The organism is Klebsiella terrigena, assembly GCF_006539725.1.
GTDB lineage: Bacteria > Pseudomonadota > Gammaproteobacteria > Enterobacterales > Enterobacteriaceae > Klebsiella > Klebsiella terrigena.
This window is the reverse complement of the sequence record NZ_BJNO01000003.1, coordinates 303,742-322,112: the sequence shown is the minus strand read 5'-3', so window position 1 is coordinate 322,112 and position 18,371 is coordinate 303,742. Positions and strand designations below refer to the sequence as shown.

The following is an 18,371-nucleotide window of genomic DNA, read 5'->3' as shown; positions in this document are numbered from 1 at the left end:
GATTTAAGGCATAAAAAAGGCCGGAAGTTGAACAATCCTTATGAAGGATCCCGTTCAGCTTCCGGCCTTTTGCTATGCGGCACCTGAGGCCGTCGACGATGGCTAGCGGTTGCGCTTAAACTCCGCGACCTTCTTCGCCAGCAGCTCTTCACTGGCCTTGATCAGCGAGGTGTACTGCGAGTTTTCAAAGCCCCACAGCGTAGACTGCTGCTCTTCCGCATAGCCCACCAGGAACGGAACCGTGGTCACAACCACCAGATCTTCTGCCGATTCAACGTAGCGGTCGATAGTATTGGTCTCAGCATCGATGTTCGTTTCATCCCAATTTGAGATCAACTCCATCCCGCTACGGGAGTAGATATTCATCACCATGCTGGTCATTTTATCGATGTAGACGTATTCGATACCGTCAATCTCCCTGACATCAATGATTTTGGTATCGTCATGAAGGTGGGCGATGATACCGGCAAAAATATGCCATTTGATCTCAGTGGCCTGCAGATGGTCGATAATCTTATTGAGCTTCTGGTCGTAATCAAGCGGGAAGATAACGTCATCTTCACAGATAATGCCCATTTTCGCCCTGCTGGCCAGCATCCTGGAAAGCATATATTTATAGCTCATCCCGCAGCCAATCCAGCCAATACGGTAGCGAATACCGTCAAAGAAGCTGAATCCGTGGGAAGGACTTTTAAAGAAGGCCTTTCTACGCACCGGCGTTTCCGACAGCGACAGGCACAGACGCGGAATATCGCTTTCCTCGATATCATCGAAGGCGTAGCTGCTTTCGTACTGTGAGAACGTGAGCTTATCAATCGACAGCAAATAACGCTTCAGATAGACGTTATTTTTCTTATCTTCAGCGGTGAAGCGCGCAATGTCCGCCCGCTTCTCGCGGTAGTGTTGCTCATCAGACAGCAGCGTCTGGAGCTTTTCTACCATCGCCTGAATATCGCCAACCGGGCAGAAATCAATCACCCCCTGCAGGTCCTGATGTTCTTCAATATCCGCACTGCTTTCACTCACGATCGGCGTGCCTAATGACAGCGTTTCATACAAACGCGTCGTCTCAAGCAGCGCATCCTCATAGTAATGGATATTAATAACAACCCGCGCGTCCTTGACCATTTTGGTCAACCGATCGCCAAACACTTCGGAAGCAACGGTGACGTTGAAATGCTTCTTCAGCTCCTGCAGATACGCCTTACGACGTTCGCAATTAGGATCGCCGTAGAATAAAACATCAGCAGCCTTATCGCCCTTGCGATCGCTCAGGTCATAGCCGATCTGCGTGAGATAAGCGGGATAGTCCGCGTAGCTGGAGATCGGCATATAGAACAGCTTCTGATAGGGAATTCCCTGCTGCAGAAGGTATTCGATATTTTTCAGCGAGTAATCAAATATCGCTACCGCGTTATTCAGGCGGGCAAAATACTCCTCGGTAAACCATCTTGAGTTGACCGATTGCTCCATCTGGAAAGCGATATAGTGCTTAGGCAGCTGCTTAAACATCTGTGGACAGACGACGATATGCAGTTGACCGCTGTCATGTTCCTCAACGTATGACGTACTGACCTGCGCAGTAAGGCCATTCTCAAGCAGACTCTTCTCGATAAGATGAGCAACGAATAATGTGTGCTGCGTTGCGAGAATACGCACATCACCGTTATCAAGGAACGCCGCTGCCGGCGCGGAATCCGTCGCCGCGCGGTTAAACACGCGTTTAAAACCGTCCGCAGCCCCTTTCCAGTTACCGGACATAATGAGGCGCAGCGCGGTTTTATACTTCGATTTTGACAGCAGGCCGCCGGAAAGCAGGAAGCGCGATAGCGTCCCGTTACCCGAGGTTGCATGATAGCGAGTCATCGCCCTTATCGTAGAAAATTCACCGCGGCAAATTCGGCCCGACATACGTACCGGCATGGTCAGCTTCCATGACAGGCTGTTACGCATGCGGTTGATCTCTTCTTGCTTCGTTTCCATAGCCGACATCAGGCCGGCTTTGGCGTGCGCCGCAACCTCAACCTTATCCTGCAGCTGTGCGAGGGTGGTGGTGAGTTTTTCACGTTCGGCGACTTCCGCATCCTGCAGCTGCGCGAGGGTAGCCGCGAGCTTCTCACGTTCGGCCGCTTCTGCAGCCAGCTGGTTTTTTAACAGGTCGAGCTGTTTGTTATGTTCTTGCAGGGAGTTTTCTAAAATCTTTCTCATCGCTTTGTCTTGGGAAATGGCTTCATTTATCAATGATGACAGGCTATGCGCGGCCTGTGAAAGGCTACCCGGCATATCAGCTGAGTAAAATTCGATATGCTTGCCGACAATCTCGCGCTCTTCCGGATGACCCAATCTGAATTTGAGGTACTCCTGATTGAAAACCAGGTCGAAAGGAACCAGATACGAGAACAGGTAAAACGCGGCAGCATTGACCGTGGCTGAGGCTCCGGCTAATTCATTGATAAAGGCGTAAGAGCAGTCACCTAAAACCGTCGTTTTCTTGCCGGTTAATATTGCCTCAAGACCGACGCTTGAGTTAATGGTGAAGACTTCGTTGCACTGATTAATGAAGGCAAGGCTATTGGCTGAGTCATCGATTGTAAAAACGTCGTCCCTTAAGCGGAACAGGCTACCCGGATGCGCGCGCACCAGGATGTCCTCTTTTTCATAGCGCTGGCGAACGTACGAAAGCAGCGAAATGTTAGTAAAGTCGTGATTGTAGGCGATCAGATTGGAGTCATCCTCAACCTGAAGCACGACGCCGGCCGCAGAATGAGTGGCCGCTTCTGCGGGCGGTAAAACCTCAAGAAAATAGTTGTGCAAATCGCCCAGCGAGGCCTTGATATCGAACTCGGCCTGACATTTTTCATAGCGAGCGCTGGCTTCGGTCCCGCCATTGACGCCGGCAAAGTCCAGATAGGCGGTGTTGCGATACATTGGTGCTCGCAGCGGGCCAATCTCGATGTGCATCACCTCTTTCCCAAGCGTCCTGGCGACATGCTCCAGGGAGGGACAGTTGCAGATAGAGATAAAAGTGTCGATCTGGTCAATTATGCCTTTTTTGCTATCCAGCAAAGCGTGCAGTTCTGTCTCCAGGTCGGGGATCCGCTCGGTCAGGAACGCCGAAAATGATTTAATCGGATCGTGATGGTGACGAGAAAGCAGCGTTTCGTAGAAGGCGTTATCGAGCGTCAGGTACTCATGACACGCCATGCTTTGCGCATTTGGCAGTTCATAGCCAAGCGAGGCCATCGACGCCGGATCAAATTCCCACCGTGCGCGCTGAGCTTCATCATCAGTAACGCTGAGATAATCCTCACCGGTAATAAACAGAATGCTATCCGTTGCGCAGTGAAGATATTTATAAAACATCCATAAATAAGGGGCCTTAAGCCCCCTGAACGGATAGGGAGGTAAAAATACAGCCAGCATCATTACTCTCCATTCGAAATAATTTTCAACGGAGCGTGAATCACACCACCCAACTCCCTTGCAGACCAGAATTTAACTTTCATCATCGGACGGCGCTGATCGAGTTCTTCCCGATCGCCGTTGCCAACCTTGGCCAGGCCACAGTGAATGAGATAATCGCCCGAGTTAATAGGCAGCGTCGCTTTATATACGATACGCTGGCGGCCGGGTCGCAGGGTAATTGCTGAACCGGCTCCGATATTACTGTCTCCCCAGATATCGCCCCCCTGCGCTTTCGACATGGAGATGCCTAACGCGATATCTTTAATTTCTTCGCTAGCCAGAATGGTAAAATCAAAGGTCACTTCTTCGCCTGATTTAATCAGTGGCTTTTCGGCCAGAGTGGTGCCATCCGATTTATAAATCGTCAGATCTTCAATAATTGCACGCGCGCTACCGAAGCGCTTCTCACCAGTGGCCTCATTGGTGGTGCGCAGCTGAATGGCTTTCAGCTCTTCGACGCTAACTTCTTCAGCTGAACCCTGGTCCGCCGCGCGGTTTGCGGCTGGCTTCTCGCTCCCGTTAGCAAGGATCATCCCTTTTTCATAGGCCAGAACTGCGGCCAGCACATCCGTGGTATCACCAATCAGCTTACCGTGTTCCATCACCAGACAGCGGTCCGCGTATTCAAGAATGCTGCCGGTCGAATGGGTCACCATAATGATCGTCACGCCCTTCGCACGCAGCGCTTCCATCCGCTTATAGCACTTGTACTGGAAACCAATGTCGCCAACCGCCAACGCCTCGTCGACAATTAAGATCTCCGGTTCTACGCAGGCCTGAACGGCAAAAGCCAGGCGCACGTACATCCCGCTGGAGTAGGTCTTCACGGGCTGATCGATAAACTGGCCAATGTCGGCAAATTCTTCAATCTCAGCAAATTTTGCCGCAATTTGCTCTTTCGTTAACCCCAGCACCGAACCGTTCATATAGACGTTTTCACGACCGGTAAACTCGGGGTTAAAGCCAGCACCGAGCTCCAACAGGGCAGCAATACGCCCGTTGACCCGGACTTCTCCTGCAGAAGGCGTTAAGGTTCCGCAGATCGTTTGCAGAAGCGTCGATTTACCCGCCCCGTTACGGCCGATAATACCGACGGTTTCTCCCTTCTTGATGCTGAAGGAGACATCGTCTAATGCCCAGAACTCGCGGAAATAGCAGTTGCGCTCTCTTCTGGCAACCTGCTGAATTTTTGGCACAAAAAACTGTTTTAAACGATCGGTCGGACTGGCGTAGATCTGATAGCATTTGCTCAGATTAGTGACCTGGATAGCAATTTCATTAGAGGACATCAGCAAATCCCTTCCTTGTTTTCTGGAAGAAGACAAAACCCAGCCAGGCGACAACTGCGGCGCCCATGGAATAGAGTAAAAGACCCAGGAAATTAGGCATACCGCCCCAAATCAGAACGCTTCGGGCTTGTTCAATAATAAAGGTCAGCGGGTTGAGCATAATCCAAATATGATATTTCGCAGGCAAGGCACTAATCGGGAAAAATACCGGAGATAAGAACATCATGACGGTGGTGATAATCACCGTAGTCTGGCTGACATCGCGCAGGAAAACGCCCAATGAGGCGAGGATCCACGATAAGCCAAGACAGAAAATGACTAGCGGGAAGAAAACCAGCGGCAGGAACACAATCGTCCAGTGCAAATAGCCGTTAAAAAGCACAAAGGCCACCAGCAGAACGAACAGGCTAATGCAGGTATGGAAAAGAGCCGCCAGCAGGGAAATCACCGGCAAGGTTTCAAGCGGAAATATGACCTTTTTAACATAGTTAGTGTTGCTAAGGATGATCAGTGGCGCCTTATTGATGACCTCACTGAAGAAACCGTGCACGATCATACCGACAAACAGGATTATCGCAAACTGCGTTCTGCTCTCATCGCCACCGGCGGACCAGCGAGCTTTGAACACCACGGAGAACACGAAGGTATATACGGTTAGCATGAATAGCGGGTTCAGGAAGGACCAAAGCAGGCCCATCACCGAACCTTTGTATCTTCCGATAACATCCCGTTTAGCCATCTGGAGGATGATCCCCCGATGGCCAAAAATACTACGTGCAATCTCTACGGGTGATGATGAAAGTTTTTGATGCGGGTTTTTCATTTTAAACTCGTAATAAAATTATCTGAACAATCAACCTAACTTCCGGGGAATTTCAAGCAGCGCTTTTTTATTGTACGCATGCCTCTTGCGGTCAAAAAACCATCCCCACTTATTAAAGTAGGAAATCGCAGAGCGAACATGATACCAAAGCAACAGCTTGCTTTTATATGACCCCTTATTGAAAAGGTGAATAATTGTCGCATCCGGGAAATAATATATCTTAGTGAACGGCAGCGCGCGGCGACATAGATCAACGTCTTCTAAATACATGAAGTAGCGCTCATCAAAACCATTCAGCTTCTGGAGCAAACTATTCGTTAGCAGCATGAAGCAGCCGGAGACCGAAGGAGGTGAGAAAACCTTATCGTACTCGGCATCCATCAGCTCGTACTCAACGTCAAACTTCAGCGCAGTGGTGGGTAAAAAACGCCTTAAAAACAGGTTAACCGGCGTGGGCAGTAAGCGACAGCTGTATTGCCGGTCCCCATTTTTGTAGAGAATGGTAGGTGAGACAAAGGGGAACTGGTTATCCCAGGCAAAGGACAATAATTTATCCAGCTCGCCTCTGTCAAAACTAACATCCGGATTACAAATCAGAAAATAACCATCAAAATCAGTATTAGCTTTGATTGCCAAATTGTGACCAGCACCGAACCCACAGTTATAAGGAGATTTGATATAACTGATTTTCGGTTCGCTCAGCTCTGTAACCCATTGACATCCGCCATTATCCACTAAGACAATTTTTTCAACACCACTCTCATGACATAACGAGATCAACGTATCTTTAATATCATCATAGGAATGATTAAATAATACAATAGAAGCGATTATCTTCGGCTTCATTGCTTCATAAGTCATGAATCTATTACCTTTAGAGTAAACATCGCTATTTAATTATTATTATAATTCTTAATGAATAAAAGAGGATGCGTTAAGCATATCAAATCTACAAATGACTTACGGTCAGGCATATACTTCAGCGGTTGCCAGAGTATGAGCCTGCATATCTTTCTCTGACAATGAAAGCGCGCAGCCGCTTAGCTCAGGCCACTCAATGCCAATTTGCGGATCGTTCCAGAGAATGCTGCGCTCCGACTGCGGTGCGTAGTAGTTGGTCGCTTTATAGACAAACTGCACCGTCTCGCTCAGCGCCATAAATCCGTGTGCAAACCCTTCCGGGATCCACAGCTGACGCTTGTTTTCCGCGCTCAGCACAACCCCAACCCACTGACCAAACGTCGGCGATGAGCGACGTACGTCGACGGCAACGTCGAACACTTCGCCTTCAACGCAGCGCACCAGTTTACCCTGCGCATGCGGGGCCAGCTGATAGTGCAGCCCGCGCAGCACGCCTTTCTGCGACTGCGAGTGGTTATCCTGCACAAACTCAACCTTGCGGCCCACCGCCTCATCAAAGATCTTGCTGCTGAAGCTTTCAAAGAAAAATCCGCGCGCGTCGCCAAAGACTCTCGGCTCGCAGATTAAGACCTCAGGAATGTCTGTTTTAATAATATTCATGCTTGTGTATTTACCTACTTACCTAAAACTTCAACAACAACGCGCTCAACGCCCTGGCGCCAGCCCGGGAGCGTTACGCCAAATACCCGCTGGAATTTCTCATTCGACAGGCGGGAATTCAGCGGACGTTTTGCTGGCGTCGGATAAGCCGTTGTAGGGATCCCGTTAACCTCTTTGATGGCCAGCAGCACACCGTTTGCCCGCGCCACATCAAAGACAAAGCGGGCATAGTCATACCAGCTGGTTTCACCGCTGGCCACCAGATGGTAGGTCCCGGCAACCGCCCTGTTACGCAGCTCTTCACGAATGGCGATGGCGGTACAATCCGCCAGCAGCTCGGCACCGGTCGGCGCGCCGTGCTGGTCGTTAATAATCGACAGCGTCTCTTTTTCGCCCGCCAGGCGCAGCATGGTTTTGGCAAAGTTGGCCCCACGCGTCGCGTAGACCCAGCTGGTACGGAAAATCAGATGGCGAGGGTTCGCCTGCGCCAGCGCCAGTTCACCTGCGCGCTTGGTTTCGCCATAAACGTTCAGCGGCCCGGTGGCCTCGTCTTCGGGGCGATAATGCTCGCCTTCTCCATCAAAGACATAGTCGGTGGAGTAGTGCACCATCAGGGCTCCCAGCTTCGCCGACTCCTCCGCCAGTACCGCTACGCCCCGCTCATTCAGTAGATCGGATAGCTCGCGTTCGCTTTCGGCTTTATCCACCGCCGTATGCGCGGCCGCATTGACAACCACATCCGGTTTAACCTGGCGGACGGTTTGCGCAATCCCGGCAAGATCCGTCAGATCGCCGCATAGTTCCTTATCGAAATAGTCAACGGCGACCACCTCACCCAGCGTGGACAGCGAGCGCTGTAGCTCCCAGCCAACCTGACCATTTTTGCCAATAAGTAAAATTTTCATTAATTCATACCCTGTATTTGGTCGGCAGACGATTAACGCTCATTGAGCAGACGTTTCAAATAAGCGCCATATTCCGTTTTCTTCAGCCGCTCGGCCTGAGCCTCAACCCCTTCTGCAGACAGCCATTTATTACGGAAGGCTACCTCTTCCAGGCAGGCCACTTTCATACCCTGGCGCTTCTCAATGGTGTGGATGAACTGAGAGGCTTCCATCAGGCTGTCGTGGGTACCGGTATCAAGCCAGGCAAAACCGCGGCCCAGCAGTTCAACCTGCAGGTCGCCACGCTCCAGATACATCTGGTTGAGGGTGGTAATTTCCAGCTCGCCGCGCGCAGAAGGCTTCACTTCCTTCGCCATCTCTACGACGTCGTTGTCATAAAAATAGAGGCCGGTTACCGCCCAGTTTGATTTCGGCTTCAGCGGCTTCTCTTCGATCGACAGCGCCCTGAAGTTTTCATCAAACTCCACCACGCCAAAGCGTTCAGGATCGAGAACCTGGTAGCCAAAGACGGTGGCGCCCGACGTTTTGCTGGCCGCGGCCTCCAGTTTTTTACCGAAGCTTTGCCCGAAGTAAATATTATCGCCCAGCACCAGCGCGCAGGAATCATTGCCGATAAACTCTTCACCGATGATAAAGGCCTGCGCCAGACCGTCCGGAGACGGCTGGATTGCATAGGAGAAGTTGACGCCAAACTGCGAACCATCGCCCAGCAGACGCTGGAACGCCGGCATATCTTCCGGCGTGGAAATAATCAGGATGTCCCTGATACCGGCAAGCATCAGCACCGAAACCGGGTAGTAAATCATCGGTTTGTCGTAAATCGGCAGCAGCTGTTTCGACACGCCCTGAGTAATCGGGTACAAGCGGGTGCCGGAACCGCCGGCCAGAACAATACCTTTCATCCTGCAATCCACCTTAATTAGTTATTCAGACCAAGACGCTCGCCGGCATAGGAGCCGTCCAGCACGCGCTGCCACCAGGTCTGATTGTTCAGATACCAGTGCACCGTTTTTTCAATGCCGCTTTCGAACGTTTCTTCCGGCACCCAGCCGAGGTCGCGCTGAATCTTAGCCGCATCAATAGCGTAGCGCAGGTCATGGCCCGGGCGGTCTTTGACAAAGGTAATGAGATCGGCAAAGTGGCTGATATTGCCCGGCTTCTGCTCCACCACTTTATCAAGGATGGCGCAGATGGTTCTGACCACATCGATATTTTTACGCTCGTTATGGCCGCCGATATTGTAGGTTTCGCCGCTATGCCCTTCGGTAGCCACCTTATACAGCGCTCTCGCGTGATCTTCGACGTACAGCCAGTCGCGGACCTGTTCACCGTTGCCATAGACCGGCAGCGGTTTGCCCGCCAGCGCGTTGAGAATAGTCAGCGGGATCAGTTTTTCCGGGAAGTGATACGGACCGTAGTTGTTCGAGCAGTTAGTCACCACCACCGGCAGTCCGTAGGTGCGGTTCCAGGCGCGCACTAAATGATCGCTACCAGCTTTCGAGGCCGAGTACGGGCTGCTTGGTGCGTAGGAGGTTTCTTCCGTGAACAGGTCATCGGTACCGTGCAGGTCGCCGTAGACTTCATCGGTGGAGATATGGTGGAAGCGGAAGCGTTGTTTCTGCGCTTCGTTCAGCGACTGATAGTAGTGACGCGCCGCCTCAAGCAGCGTAAACGTGCCAATCAGGTTAGTCTGGATAAAGGCTGCAGGACCGTCAATAGAGCGGTCAACGTGGCTTTCAGCCGCCAGGTGCATCACGATATCAGGCTGAAACTCACTGAACTGCCCGGCGATCCCCTGCGCGTCGGTGATATCCGTGCGTGAAAACGAATAGCGTTCATTTTGGGCAACGGATGCCAGAGACTCGAGATTACCCGCGTACGTCAGGCAGTCCACGACGCGAACGTCATCCTGGGTATTTTCAATAATATGACGAACAACGGCGGAACCGATGAAACCCGCGCCACCCGTAACAAGGATCTTCATACTTTATCTCATTTTTCAAATAGTTATATGCTAATCAACATATATCATAAATTTCAGGCACGCTACCGCCATTGGCTATCGCAACCAAAGCGCGTAACGCTGCTGTACTACTTTCATGATTATGGCTTTGGCCAGTCAGTCACAGCATGCTCTTGCTGCTACCTGACGGCTGGCCTTTACGCTGCGTTCTGCCGCCGTAAACAAAACAGGCTGGCAGACCCGCGATAAACAACTAAAAACAGAGATATATCTCGCAAGCCATATCTCTGTTTTCAGGCCCTACGCCGTACAACCGGACAGTAAATGCGCGAGCGCTACTCTCCCCGTTTTGCTGCCGGCTATCTATCGGGACTTTCTCATTTAGCAAGTTCCATGGTTCACCGACATCACCGGTACGGTCGTTGAAAGCCGACTGCACGAGCCAGTAAAGCTGCTGTACGCATCACTAAAGCATCAAGGGTAGCCAAACTGACGCAACGTTCCAGAACATTGCTCATATTGTTCCACCCCAGATAAAGAGTATCCATTTCCGGGTTTGTCACACGGCACACCGGATGTTCCGAGGAAGCGTTACCCTGCAAAGCAACCCTCTTGGGACACATAGATTATCCGCGCATTATAACGCTGGTAACTAAGAATAAAAATCAAAAAGCATGGCAAATCAATTCATGTGAAAAGCAAACAATAAGGATACATTATTTACACAATTCAAAATAAAGGACATAACCAATTGATATGTAATTAAAAAAATCAAAAAATGCTCAATTGACATAGGAATCACGAGCATTCAGCGGCGGAATGCTCGGAAATTATATAATCAGTAACAATATAGTCAGCAGGGCATACTCAATCTCATATTGAGTACTTTATCGGCGGAACATCAATTATTAGTATAAGAAACTATAGGTATTATTATGATGCTAAGTTACATACAAATGATAATGATTTCTATTTGATAGGATAATACAGTAGATATGCCGCAAAAACGATCGCTGCTCCTCAAGCGCTGCCCCGCTCTGACCGCTTTATGAAGATTCTGTAACGGGAAAGCAGATGACCCCTAAGGCAACCCGGTGTAAAATCGACGATTATATATAACGGGAAACAACGAACCCGGAGGATGAACATGAAGTTTTTAGTCACTGGAGCCGCAGGATTTATCGGTTTCCACACCTGCAAGCGCCTTCTTGAGGCGGGTCATCAGGTTGTTGGTATCGACAACATGAATGATTACTACGACGTCAATCTTAAGCAGGCGCGTCTGGATTTACTGCAATCCTCCCTTTTCAGTTTCCATAAAGTCGATCTTGCCGATCGCCAGGGCATCGCAGAACTGTTCGCAGAAGAGAAGTTTAACCGCGTGATCCATCTGGCCGCTCAGGCTGGCGTTCGGTACTCGCTGGAAAATCCTCATGCCTATGCTGACTCCAACCTGATCGGCTATCTGAACATTCTGGAAGGTTGCCGACACAATAAGGTCGAACACCTGCTGTATGCATCGTCCAGTTCCGTCTATGGTTTGAACCGTAAAATGCCGTTCTCAACCGACGACTCGGTCGACCATCCGGTTTCACTCTATGCCGCCACCAAGAAAGCCAATGAGCTGATGGCGCATACCTACTCCCACCTTTACGGCATACCGACTACCGGGCTGCGGTTCTTCACCGTATACGGCCCGTGGGGCCGCCCTGACATGGCGTTGTTCAAATTCACCAAAGCCATGCTGGAAGGTAAGAGTATTGACGTGTACAACTACGGCAAGATGAAGCGTGATTTCACCTACGTTGACGATATTGTGGAAGCTATTGTGCGCGTTCAGGATGTTATCCCGCAGTCGAACGCGGAGTGGACCGTCGAGAATGGCTCTCCGGCAGACAGCTCGGCCCCATATCGGGTTTACAATATCGGCAACAGCTCCCCGGTTGAACTGATGGATTACATCACCGCCCTGGAAGAAGCACTGGGAATGGTCGCTGAGAAAAACATGATGCCTATCCAACCGGGCGACGTGCTTGAAACCAGTGCGGATACCAAACCGCTGTACGATCTTGTTGGCTTCAAGCCGCAGACCACCGTCAAAGAAGGCGTGCAGAATTTTGTCGACTGGTACAAGGCCTACTATAAGGCATAATCGGGAAATCAGTTTCTCAACCGCAGCGGCATAGCTGCGGTTCTCTCTTCTGGTATCGCTCCTCCCCTCTTACTAGTAACCTTGTTCACTGCTGCGGAAAGTTTTATCTCATCAACCACAGAGACCTTGCTCCTCTCGAAGAGAAGTGCGCTTGCTTCTTTCTGTTTATGGCAGACTAAATTGTGACTTTAACCTAAAAAGCCAGAGCTTAAGCCAATTTTATTTTGAAAGTATAGTTTTTCATTCTCCATAAAAAAACACAATTAGCGTACAGGAATCTTCTTAGAAAGAAGATATGTTAGTGTGATAAAGACAATTTTTATCGATCTTTTAATTGCAAGCTAATCACTTACTCCCGTAACTTCGCTCTGGTAGATCATATGGAAAACTTATTTTTATTGGTTGCTGCTGCCATACTACTTGCCGTTTCCATTTACTTTTTAATTTCTTATTTAAAGGATAGAAAAAGAACGAAATTATCGTTCAATAAACGTCAATGGTAGTCGCAGTGTCAGCACATTGGCACCTGAAATAAGATTTAAGAAGAGCAGCCGTGTTTTTTTTCGGTACAGACTCCTTTAATAATTAATCTGCAATTTAGTTAGTAATATACCTGGTTCATCAGGCTACAAAAATAACAAAAGCCTGCATTGCAGGCTTCGTTTTACCTTCCGGCGCTTATCTCCAGCATCTACATCACAGTGACGGTAGCTCTTCACAAGGTAGATTCAACATATCCGACCTGTTCAGACGGTGCAATGGATGGAATGTTAGATTACGGGATACATCACAATTTTAGTGGTGCCAGGTAACAGTAGAGGAAGAGGCTAGAAGGGTTGAGGAGGGATGGTTAAAACAGACCGGCGGCAGGTACCGCCAGTCATGGTCAGCGAAATGCTAGTCGTTGCCGAACAAATCGCGGGTATAAACCTTATCAGCGACGTCAGCAAGTTCTTCTGCCATACGGTTGGACACGATGACATCAGCTTCCTGCTTGAAAGCTTCCAGATCACGAACAACTCGAGAGTTAAAGAACTCCTCTTCCTGCATGACGGGTTCGTAAATAATAACCGGAATACCTTTGGCTTTAATGCGCTTCATGATTCCCTGGATAGAGGACGCACGGAAGTTGTCTGATCCACTCTTCATGATCAGACGATAAACGCCAACCACCTTCGGCTTACGGGCAAGAATAGAATCGGCAATAAAGTCTTTACGGGTACGGTTAGCATCAACGATAGCGCCAATGATGTTGTTCGGTACCGATTCGTAGTTTGCCAGCAGCTGCTTTGTATCTTTTGGTAAGCAATAGCCACCATAGCCAAACGACGGATTGTTATAGTGGTTCCCAATGCGCGGATCCAGGCACACACCTTCAATGATCTGCTTGCTGTTAAGACCCTGGCTCTCAGCATAGCTGTCCAGCTCATTAAAATAGGCAACGCGAAGAGCAAGGTAGGTATTGGCAAACAGTTTAATCGCTTCGGCTTCGGTCGAATCAGTAAACAGCGTTGGGATATCCTGTTTAATCGCCCCTTCTTTTAGAAGATTGGCAAATCGTTCAGCACGTTCGGAACGCTCACCAATAACGATACGAGACGGATGCAGGTTGTCATACAACGCACGGCCTTCGCGCAGGAACTCTGGGGAGAAAATAACGTTATCAATCCCTAGACGCTCTTTAATATCACGGATAAAACCAACGGGAACAGTTGATTTAACAATCATTACCGCCGCAGGGTTAATCTCTGCTACATCACGGATGACGGCTTCAACGGTAGATGTATTAAAATAGTTCGTTTTTGGATCGTAGTCAGTCGGGGTAGCGATAATGACATAGTCAGCATTACGATAAGCGTCCTGCTTGTCAGTTGTCGCACGAAAATTCAACGGCTTTTCGGCCAGATATTCCTGGATCTCTTTGTCGACAATCGGAGAAATCTTCTGGTTAAGCATATCTACTTTGGACTGAACGATATCAAGCGCGACCACTTCGTGGTTTTGCGCAATCAGGATGCCGTTCGATAAACCAACATAACCGGTACCGGAAATAGTAATTTTCATTCGATCACACTTTAATCAGTTAACTGGACAATGGCAATTTGCCACCCTGGAAATCTACACTTGTGGCGGTTTTACTCTCCGACTGACTGTATGTCAAGACAGACCTTTTTGTATGAGAGCAAACTGAATAGCTTAAGGGGGGACGGACAATCACAACAAGAGTGTTTGGATTGAAAGTACTTGATAGAGAAAACCCGGCCATGAAATAACCGGGTTTTAATTAGCTTAACAAGCTGTGATTATTCCATCCACTCGGTATGGAATACACCTTCTTTATCGGTACGCTTATAAGTATGCGCACCAAAATAATCACGTTGAGCCTGAATCAGGTTAGCCGGCAGAACCGCAGAGCGATAGCTGTCGTAGTATGCGATAGCAGCAGAGAAAGTTGGTACCGGAATACCATTCTGCACAGCATATGCAACGACATCACGCAGCGCCTGCTGATACTCATCAGCAATCTGTTTGAAGTACGGTGCCAGTAACAGGTTAGCAATCCCTGCATTCTCTTCGTAAGCATCTGTGATTTTCTGCAGGAACTGGGCACGAATGATGCAGCCAGCACGGAAGATTTTAGCAATCTCGCCGTAGTTCAGGTCCCAGCTGTATTCATTAGATGCAGCACGCAGCTGAGAGAAGCCCTGCGCATAGGAAACAATTTTACCCAGATAAAGAGCACGACGCACTTTCTCGATAAATTCTGCTTTATCACTAGCCGGTTGCGCCTGTGGACCAGTCAACACTTTAGAAGCGGCAACACGCTGATCTTTCAGAGAAGAGATGTAGCGAGCGAATACGGACTCAGTGATTAGGGATAGAGGTTCTCCCAGATCCAGAGAACTCTGGCTAGTCCATTTACCTGTACCTTTGTTGGCCGCTTCATCAAGAATCACGTCAACCAGGTATTTACCTTCTTCATCTTTTTTAGTGAAGATGTCTTTAGTAATATCTATCAGGTAGCTGCTTAACTCACCTTGATTCCACTCAGTGAAGGTTGTAGCCAGCTCTTCATTAGAAAGGGCCAGACCACCTTTCAGCAAAGCGTACGCTTCTGCAATGAGCTGCATGTCGCCGTATTCAATGCCGTTATGAACCATTTTCACATAGTGGCCTGCACCATCAGCACCAATATAGGCAACACAAGGCTCCCCATCTTCCGCTCGGGCGGCGATCTGCTCAAGGATTGGCGCTACCAGCTCATAGGCTTCCTTCTGACCGCCAGGCATAATGGATGGGCCTTTAAGTGCGCCCTCTTCTCCGCCAGAAACACCGGTACCTATGAAGTTAAAACCATCAGCAGACAGTTCACGATTGCGGCGGATGGTGTCCTGGAAGAAGGTGTTACCACCATCAATGATGATGTCTCCTTTATCCAGATACGGTTTGAGAGAATCGATCGCACTATCAGTGCCGGCACCCGCTTTGACCATTAACAGGATGCGGCGCGGAGTTTCGAGGGATTCAACAAACTCTTTGACTGTATAATGCGGGACCAGTTTCTTGCCAGGGTTCTCGGCAATCACTTCCTCAGTCTTTTCACGGGAGCGGTTGAAAACAGAGACGGTATAACCACGACTTTCGATGTTGAGCGCAAGATTGCGCCCCATCACTGCCATACCGACAACCCCGATCTGTTGCTTGGACATTACATACTCCTGTCTGGTGTGGTCACTGCGACACGCTCGCAGCTTAAATGTGATGATTATGTTAGCTCAAAGCAGGTGAGGCGCATAGCCTAAAAATTAAGGCCACACTAGAATGTCAAATACCATGTATATATTTTGATTCCCGTTCGCGAAAACTACAACTAATCATTCAGCAATGGGATAATTACTAAAGCGCACAGAATGACACACCAACTAAATTGCCCATGTCAAAATAGATAGTAAGGTTTTGTATAACAACACGAAATTGATTTATAACTTTGCAACCACATCACCAATGGCCATGCGCCAGTTAGAAGGTAAAACACCTAATTTTTGAATTTTTGTTGTATCAAGAATTGAAAAGAGAGGTCTTTTAGCCGCTGTAGGATAGCAATCCGTCGTGATCGCATTAACATCTGGAATTTTGCTCAATTTACCAGCATATTTGGCTGAATCGAAAATTTCCTTTGCAAATTCGAACCATGAAACGCCCCTATCTCCGCAGTAATGATAAACACCACCGGTAGCCTGAGCATTGATTAGTTCAATGATTGCATTGGCAATATCACCAGCATATGTTGGGCAACCACGCTGATCACCAACAATCCCTATGCTTTCACGCTCAAGCCCCAGACGTAACATAGTCCTTACAAAGTTATTACCATACTCGCTAAATACCCATGCAGTCCGTATAATGATAGATTGTGGTAGCTCTTCAATTACAACCTTCTCTCCATCAAGTTTTGTTTTTCCATATACACCAAGAGGATTAGTACGATCCCTTTCCGTGTAAGGAACAGTAGCATTACCATCAAAGACATAGTCAGTAGAAACGTGAATAAATCGAGAGTTATATTTTTTTGCAGCAAATGCAAGATGGTGTGGACCACGATGATTCACAAGATCAGCAGATTCAATATCCGTTTCAGCTTTATCAACGGCAGTGTAGGCAGCAGCATTAACAATAATATCAGGTTGATAGCTTCCTACGGCAGCTAAAACAGCATCACAATCAGTAATATCAAGCTCATGAGTATTTGTCGGCCAGATCTCCCATTCTTTCGGAAGACGATCCTGAAAACAATGACCAAGTTGCCCATTAGCACCAGTCAATAAAACTCTCATGGGAAAAGTTCCTTCAGTGTTTTTCCTTTTTTATCTTTGTCAGATAATAAAGGGTTATCTATTGGCCATTCGATACCAATTTCCGGATCATTCCAGATAAGGCAACTTTCATATAAAGGATTATAATAATCCGTACATTTATACTCAAAATCAGCAACATCCGATAATACGACAAAACCATGAGCAAGTCCCGGTGGCACCCAAAATTGTGTTTTATTCTCTTCTGAAAGAATAACACCTTCCCACTGACCAAATGTTTGTGATTCAGGACGGATATCAACAGCAACGTCAAATACAGTACCACGGACTACTCGTACCAGTTTACCTTGCGGATTTTGATTCTGAAAATGCAAACCACGTAAAACACCTTGAGAAGAGCGAGAGTGATTATCCTGAACAAATTCAAGATCAATATGTAGTAATTCTTGATAACGTTTTCTTTCAAAAGTTTCTAGGAAAAAACCTCGATCGTCACCAAAAACTTTAGGTTGAATAATCTTAACGTCAGGAATACGTGTTTCAACAATATGCATATTAACTTTCCTCAGCTAGCATTTGCAAATATTTTCCATATTGTGTCTTTGATAACACTTTCGCTTGTGCAAGCACATCTTCTTTAGATAGCCATCCTTTGCGATAAGCTATTTCCTCAAGGCAAGCAACTTTAAATCCCTGGCGTTGCTCAATTGTATGAATAAATTGCGATGCCTCAAGCAGACTTTCGTGTGTACCTGTATCTAACCAAGCAAAACCGCGTCCAAGTTTCTCGACATGTAAATTACCCTGCTCTAAATACATTTCGTTAAGAGTCGTAATTTCAAGTTCACCACGCTCCGACGGTTTTACTTTCTTGGCCATTTCCACAACATTATTGTCATAAAAATATAAACCAGTAACTGCCCAGTTTGATTTAGGTTTTGTAGGTTTCTCCTCAAGCGAAACAGCGCGGTTCTCATCATCAAACGCTACGACCCCAAAACGTTCAGGATCCATAACTTGATAACCAAAAACAGTAGCTCCGTCAGTACGCATTACAACATTTTCCAGCTTACGGCCAAAGCTTTCACCAAAGTAAATATTATCTCCCAGAACTAAAGCGCAAGAATCGCCAGCAATAAATTCCTCTCCGATCAGAAAAGCTTGAGCTAAACCATCAGGACTTGGTTGTATTGCATAACTAAAAGTAATTCCAAACTGACTACCATCCCCAAGTAGTCGTTTGAAGGCTGGCATATCATCGGGAGTTGAAATTATAAGAATATCTCTGATGCCAGCTAACATAAGAACTGAAATAGGATAATAAACCATAGGTTTATCATAGATTGGCATTAACTGTTTAGATGTTCCTTGGGTTAGTGGATATAAACGAGTGCCGGACCCTCCAGCTAAAACAATACCTTTCATTTCGGATTTTCCTA

At 48.0% G+C, this 18,371-nt stretch carries 15 protein-coding genes; 2 read left to right on the top strand and 13 right to left on the bottom strand.

Annotated features, from left to right (window positions below):
* Nucleotides 1-102: 102 nt before the first annotated feature.
* The 8 genes from RTE01_RS06340 to rfbB all read right to left on the bottom strand — a co-directional run bounded on the left by RTE01_RS06340 (nt 103) and on the right by rfbB (nt 9,987).
* Nucleotides 103-3,426, bottom strand: a complete 3,324-nt coding sequence (locus RTE01_RS06340) for a GT99 family glycosyltransferase N-terminal domain-containing protein (protein WP_255313507.1) — start codon at nt 3,424-3,426, stop codon at nt 103-105.
* Nucleotides 3,426-4,754, bottom strand: coding sequence for an ABC transporter ATP-binding protein (locus RTE01_RS06335; protein WP_076945661.1), 1,329 nt, complete (start codon nt 4,752-4,754; stop codon nt 3,426-3,428). The genes RTE01_RS06340 and RTE01_RS06335 overlap by 1 nt, the downstream gene beginning before the upstream one ends.
* Complete coding sequence (locus tag RTE01_RS06330) at nt 4,744-5,577, bottom strand: ABC transporter permease (protein WP_041146373.1); 834 nt, start codon at nt 5,575-5,577, stop codon at nt 4,744-4,746. Before RTE01_RS06330 ends, RTE01_RS06335 begins: the two co-directional genes overlap by 11 nt.
* Before the next feature lie 30 nt (nt 5,578-5,607).
* Nucleotides 5,608-6,438 (bottom strand): glycosyltransferase family 2 protein, encoded by an 831-nt coding sequence (locus RTE01_RS06325; protein ID WP_041146374.1) that lies wholly within the window; start codon nt 6,436-6,438, stop codon nt 5,608-5,610.
* 105 nt (nt 6,439-6,543) lie between these two features.
* Nucleotides 6,544-7,098, bottom strand: coding sequence for a dTDP-4-dehydrorhamnose 3,5-epimerase (gene rfbC, locus RTE01_RS06320; protein WP_041146375.1), 555 nt, complete (start codon nt 7,096-7,098; stop codon nt 6,544-6,546).
* Nucleotides 7,099-7,112: 14 nt separating this feature from the next.
* Nucleotides 7,113-8,003, bottom strand: a complete 891-nt coding sequence (gene rfbD / locus RTE01_RS06315; protein WP_134526978.1) for a dTDP-4-dehydrorhamnose reductase — start codon at nt 8,001-8,003, stop codon at nt 7,113-7,115.
* Nucleotides 8,004-8,035: 32 nt separating this feature from the next.
* Entirely contained in the window at nt 8,036-8,905 is an 870-nt protein-coding gene (rfbA, locus tag RTE01_RS06310) for a glucose-1-phosphate thymidylyltransferase RfbA (protein ID WP_041146377.1), read from the bottom strand.
* Nucleotides 8,906-8,922: 17 nt separating this feature from the next.
* Nucleotides 8,923-9,987: a dTDP-glucose 4,6-dehydratase gene (rfbB, locus tag RTE01_RS06305; protein ID WP_041146378.1), complete on the bottom strand. Its 1,065-nt coding sequence runs from the start codon at nt 9,985-9,987 to the stop codon at nt 8,923-8,925.
* 1,126 nt (nt 9,988-11,113) lie between these two features.
* Between rfbB and RTE01_RS06300 the strand changes: the two genes are divergently transcribed.
* On the top strand, nt 11,114-12,118 hold the full coding sequence (locus tag RTE01_RS06300) for an NAD-dependent epimerase (RefSeq protein ID WP_115192278.1): 1,005 nt from the start codon (nt 11,114-11,116) through the stop codon (nt 12,116-12,118).
* 380 nt (nt 12,119-12,498) lie between these two features.
* Nucleotides 12,499-12,621, top strand: coding sequence for a small membrane protein (locus RTE01_RS06295; protein WP_141334819.1), 123 nt, complete (start codon nt 12,499-12,501; stop codon nt 12,619-12,621).
* Nucleotides 12,622-13,015: 394 nt separating this feature from the next.
* Here the strand turns inward: RTE01_RS06295 and ugd are convergent, their stop codons facing one another.
* The 5 genes from ugd to rfbA (RTE01_RS06270) form a co-directional block, all read right to left on the bottom strand.
* Entirely contained in the window at nt 13,016-14,182 is a 1,167-nt protein-coding gene (gene ugd, locus RTE01_RS06290) for a UDP-glucose 6-dehydrogenase (protein ID WP_115192277.1), read from the bottom strand.
* A 239-nt stretch (nt 14,183-14,421) separates the two neighbouring features.
* Nucleotides 14,422-15,828: an NADP-dependent phosphogluconate dehydrogenase gene (gene gndA / locus RTE01_RS06285; protein WP_123551675.1), complete on the bottom strand. Its 1,407-nt coding sequence runs from the start codon at nt 15,826-15,828 to the stop codon at nt 14,422-14,424.
* Between the two features lie 270 nt (nt 15,829-16,098).
* Nucleotides 16,099-16,953: a dTDP-4-dehydrorhamnose reductase gene (rfbD, locus tag RTE01_RS06280; RefSeq protein ID WP_134526980.1), complete on the bottom strand. Its 855-nt coding sequence runs from the start codon at nt 16,951-16,953 to the stop codon at nt 16,099-16,101.
* Nucleotides 16,950-17,486, bottom strand: coding sequence for a dTDP-4-dehydrorhamnose 3,5-epimerase (gene rfbC, locus RTE01_RS06275; RefSeq protein WP_134526983.1), 537 nt, complete (start codon nt 17,484-17,486; stop codon nt 16,950-16,952). Before rfbC (RTE01_RS06275) ends, rfbD (RTE01_RS06280) begins: the two co-directional genes overlap by 4 nt.
* Before the next feature lies 1 nt (nt 17,487).
* Nucleotides 17,488-18,357, bottom strand: coding sequence for a glucose-1-phosphate thymidylyltransferase RfbA (rfbA, locus tag RTE01_RS06270; RefSeq protein WP_134526986.1), 870 nt, complete (start codon nt 18,355-18,357; stop codon nt 17,488-17,490).
* Nucleotides 18,358-18,371 lie beyond the last annotated feature (14 nt).

Bases quoted from the DNA above. Each gene is read 5' to 3' on its own strand.
- RTE01_RS06295 (WP_141334819.1), top strand. From the start codon at position 12,499: ATGGAAAACTTATTTTTATTGGTTGCTGCTGCCATACTACTTGCCGTT.
- RTE01_RS06335 (WP_076945661.1), bottom strand. From the start codon at position 4,754: ATGTCCTCTAATGAAATTGCTATCCAGGTCACTAATCTGAGCAAATGC.
- rfbA (WP_041146377.1), bottom strand. From the start codon at position 8,905: ATGAAAGGTATTGTTCTGGCCGGCGGTTCCGGCACCCGCTTGTACCCG.
- rfbA (WP_134526986.1), bottom strand. From the start codon at position 18,357: ATGAAAGGTATTGTTTTAGCTGGAGGGTCCGGCACTCGTTTATATCCA.
- ugd (WP_115192277.1), bottom strand. From the start codon at position 14,182: ATGAAAATTACTATTTCCGGTACCGGTTATGTTGGTTTATCGAACGGC.
- rfbB (WP_041146378.1), bottom strand. From the start codon at position 9,987: ATGAAGATCCTTGTTACGGGTGGCGCGGGTTTCATCGGTTCCGCCGTT.
- rfbC (WP_041146375.1), bottom strand. From the start codon at position 7,098: ATGAATATTATTAAAACAGACATTCCTGAGGTCTTAATCTGCGAGCCG.
- RTE01_RS06325 (WP_041146374.1), bottom strand. From the start codon at position 6,438: ATGACTTATGAAGCAATGAAGCCGAAGATAATCGCTTCTATTGTATTA.
- RTE01_RS06340 (WP_255313507.1), bottom strand. From the start codon at position 3,426: ATGATGCTGGCTGTATTTTTACCTCCCTATCCGTTCAGGGGGCTTAAG.
- rfbD (WP_134526980.1), bottom strand. From the start codon at position 16,953: ATGAGAGTTTTATTGACTGGTGCTAATGGGCAACTTGGTCATTGTTTT.
- gndA (WP_123551675.1), bottom strand. From the start codon at position 15,828: ATGTCCAAGCAACAGATCGGGGTTGTCGGTATGGCAGTGATGGGGCGC.
- rfbC (WP_134526983.1), bottom strand. From the start codon at position 17,486: ATGCATATTGTTGAAACACGTATTCCTGACGTTAAGATTATTCAACCT.
- RTE01_RS06330 (WP_041146373.1), bottom strand. From the start codon at position 5,577: ATGAAAAACCCGCATCAAAAACTTTCATCATCACCCGTAGAGATTGCA.
- rfbD (WP_134526978.1), bottom strand. From the start codon at position 8,003: ATGAAAATTTTACTTATTGGCAAAAATGGTCAGGTTGGCTGGGAGCTA.
- RTE01_RS06300 (WP_115192278.1), top strand. From the start codon at position 11,114: ATGAAGTTTTTAGTCACTGGAGCCGCAGGATTTATCGGTTTCCACACC.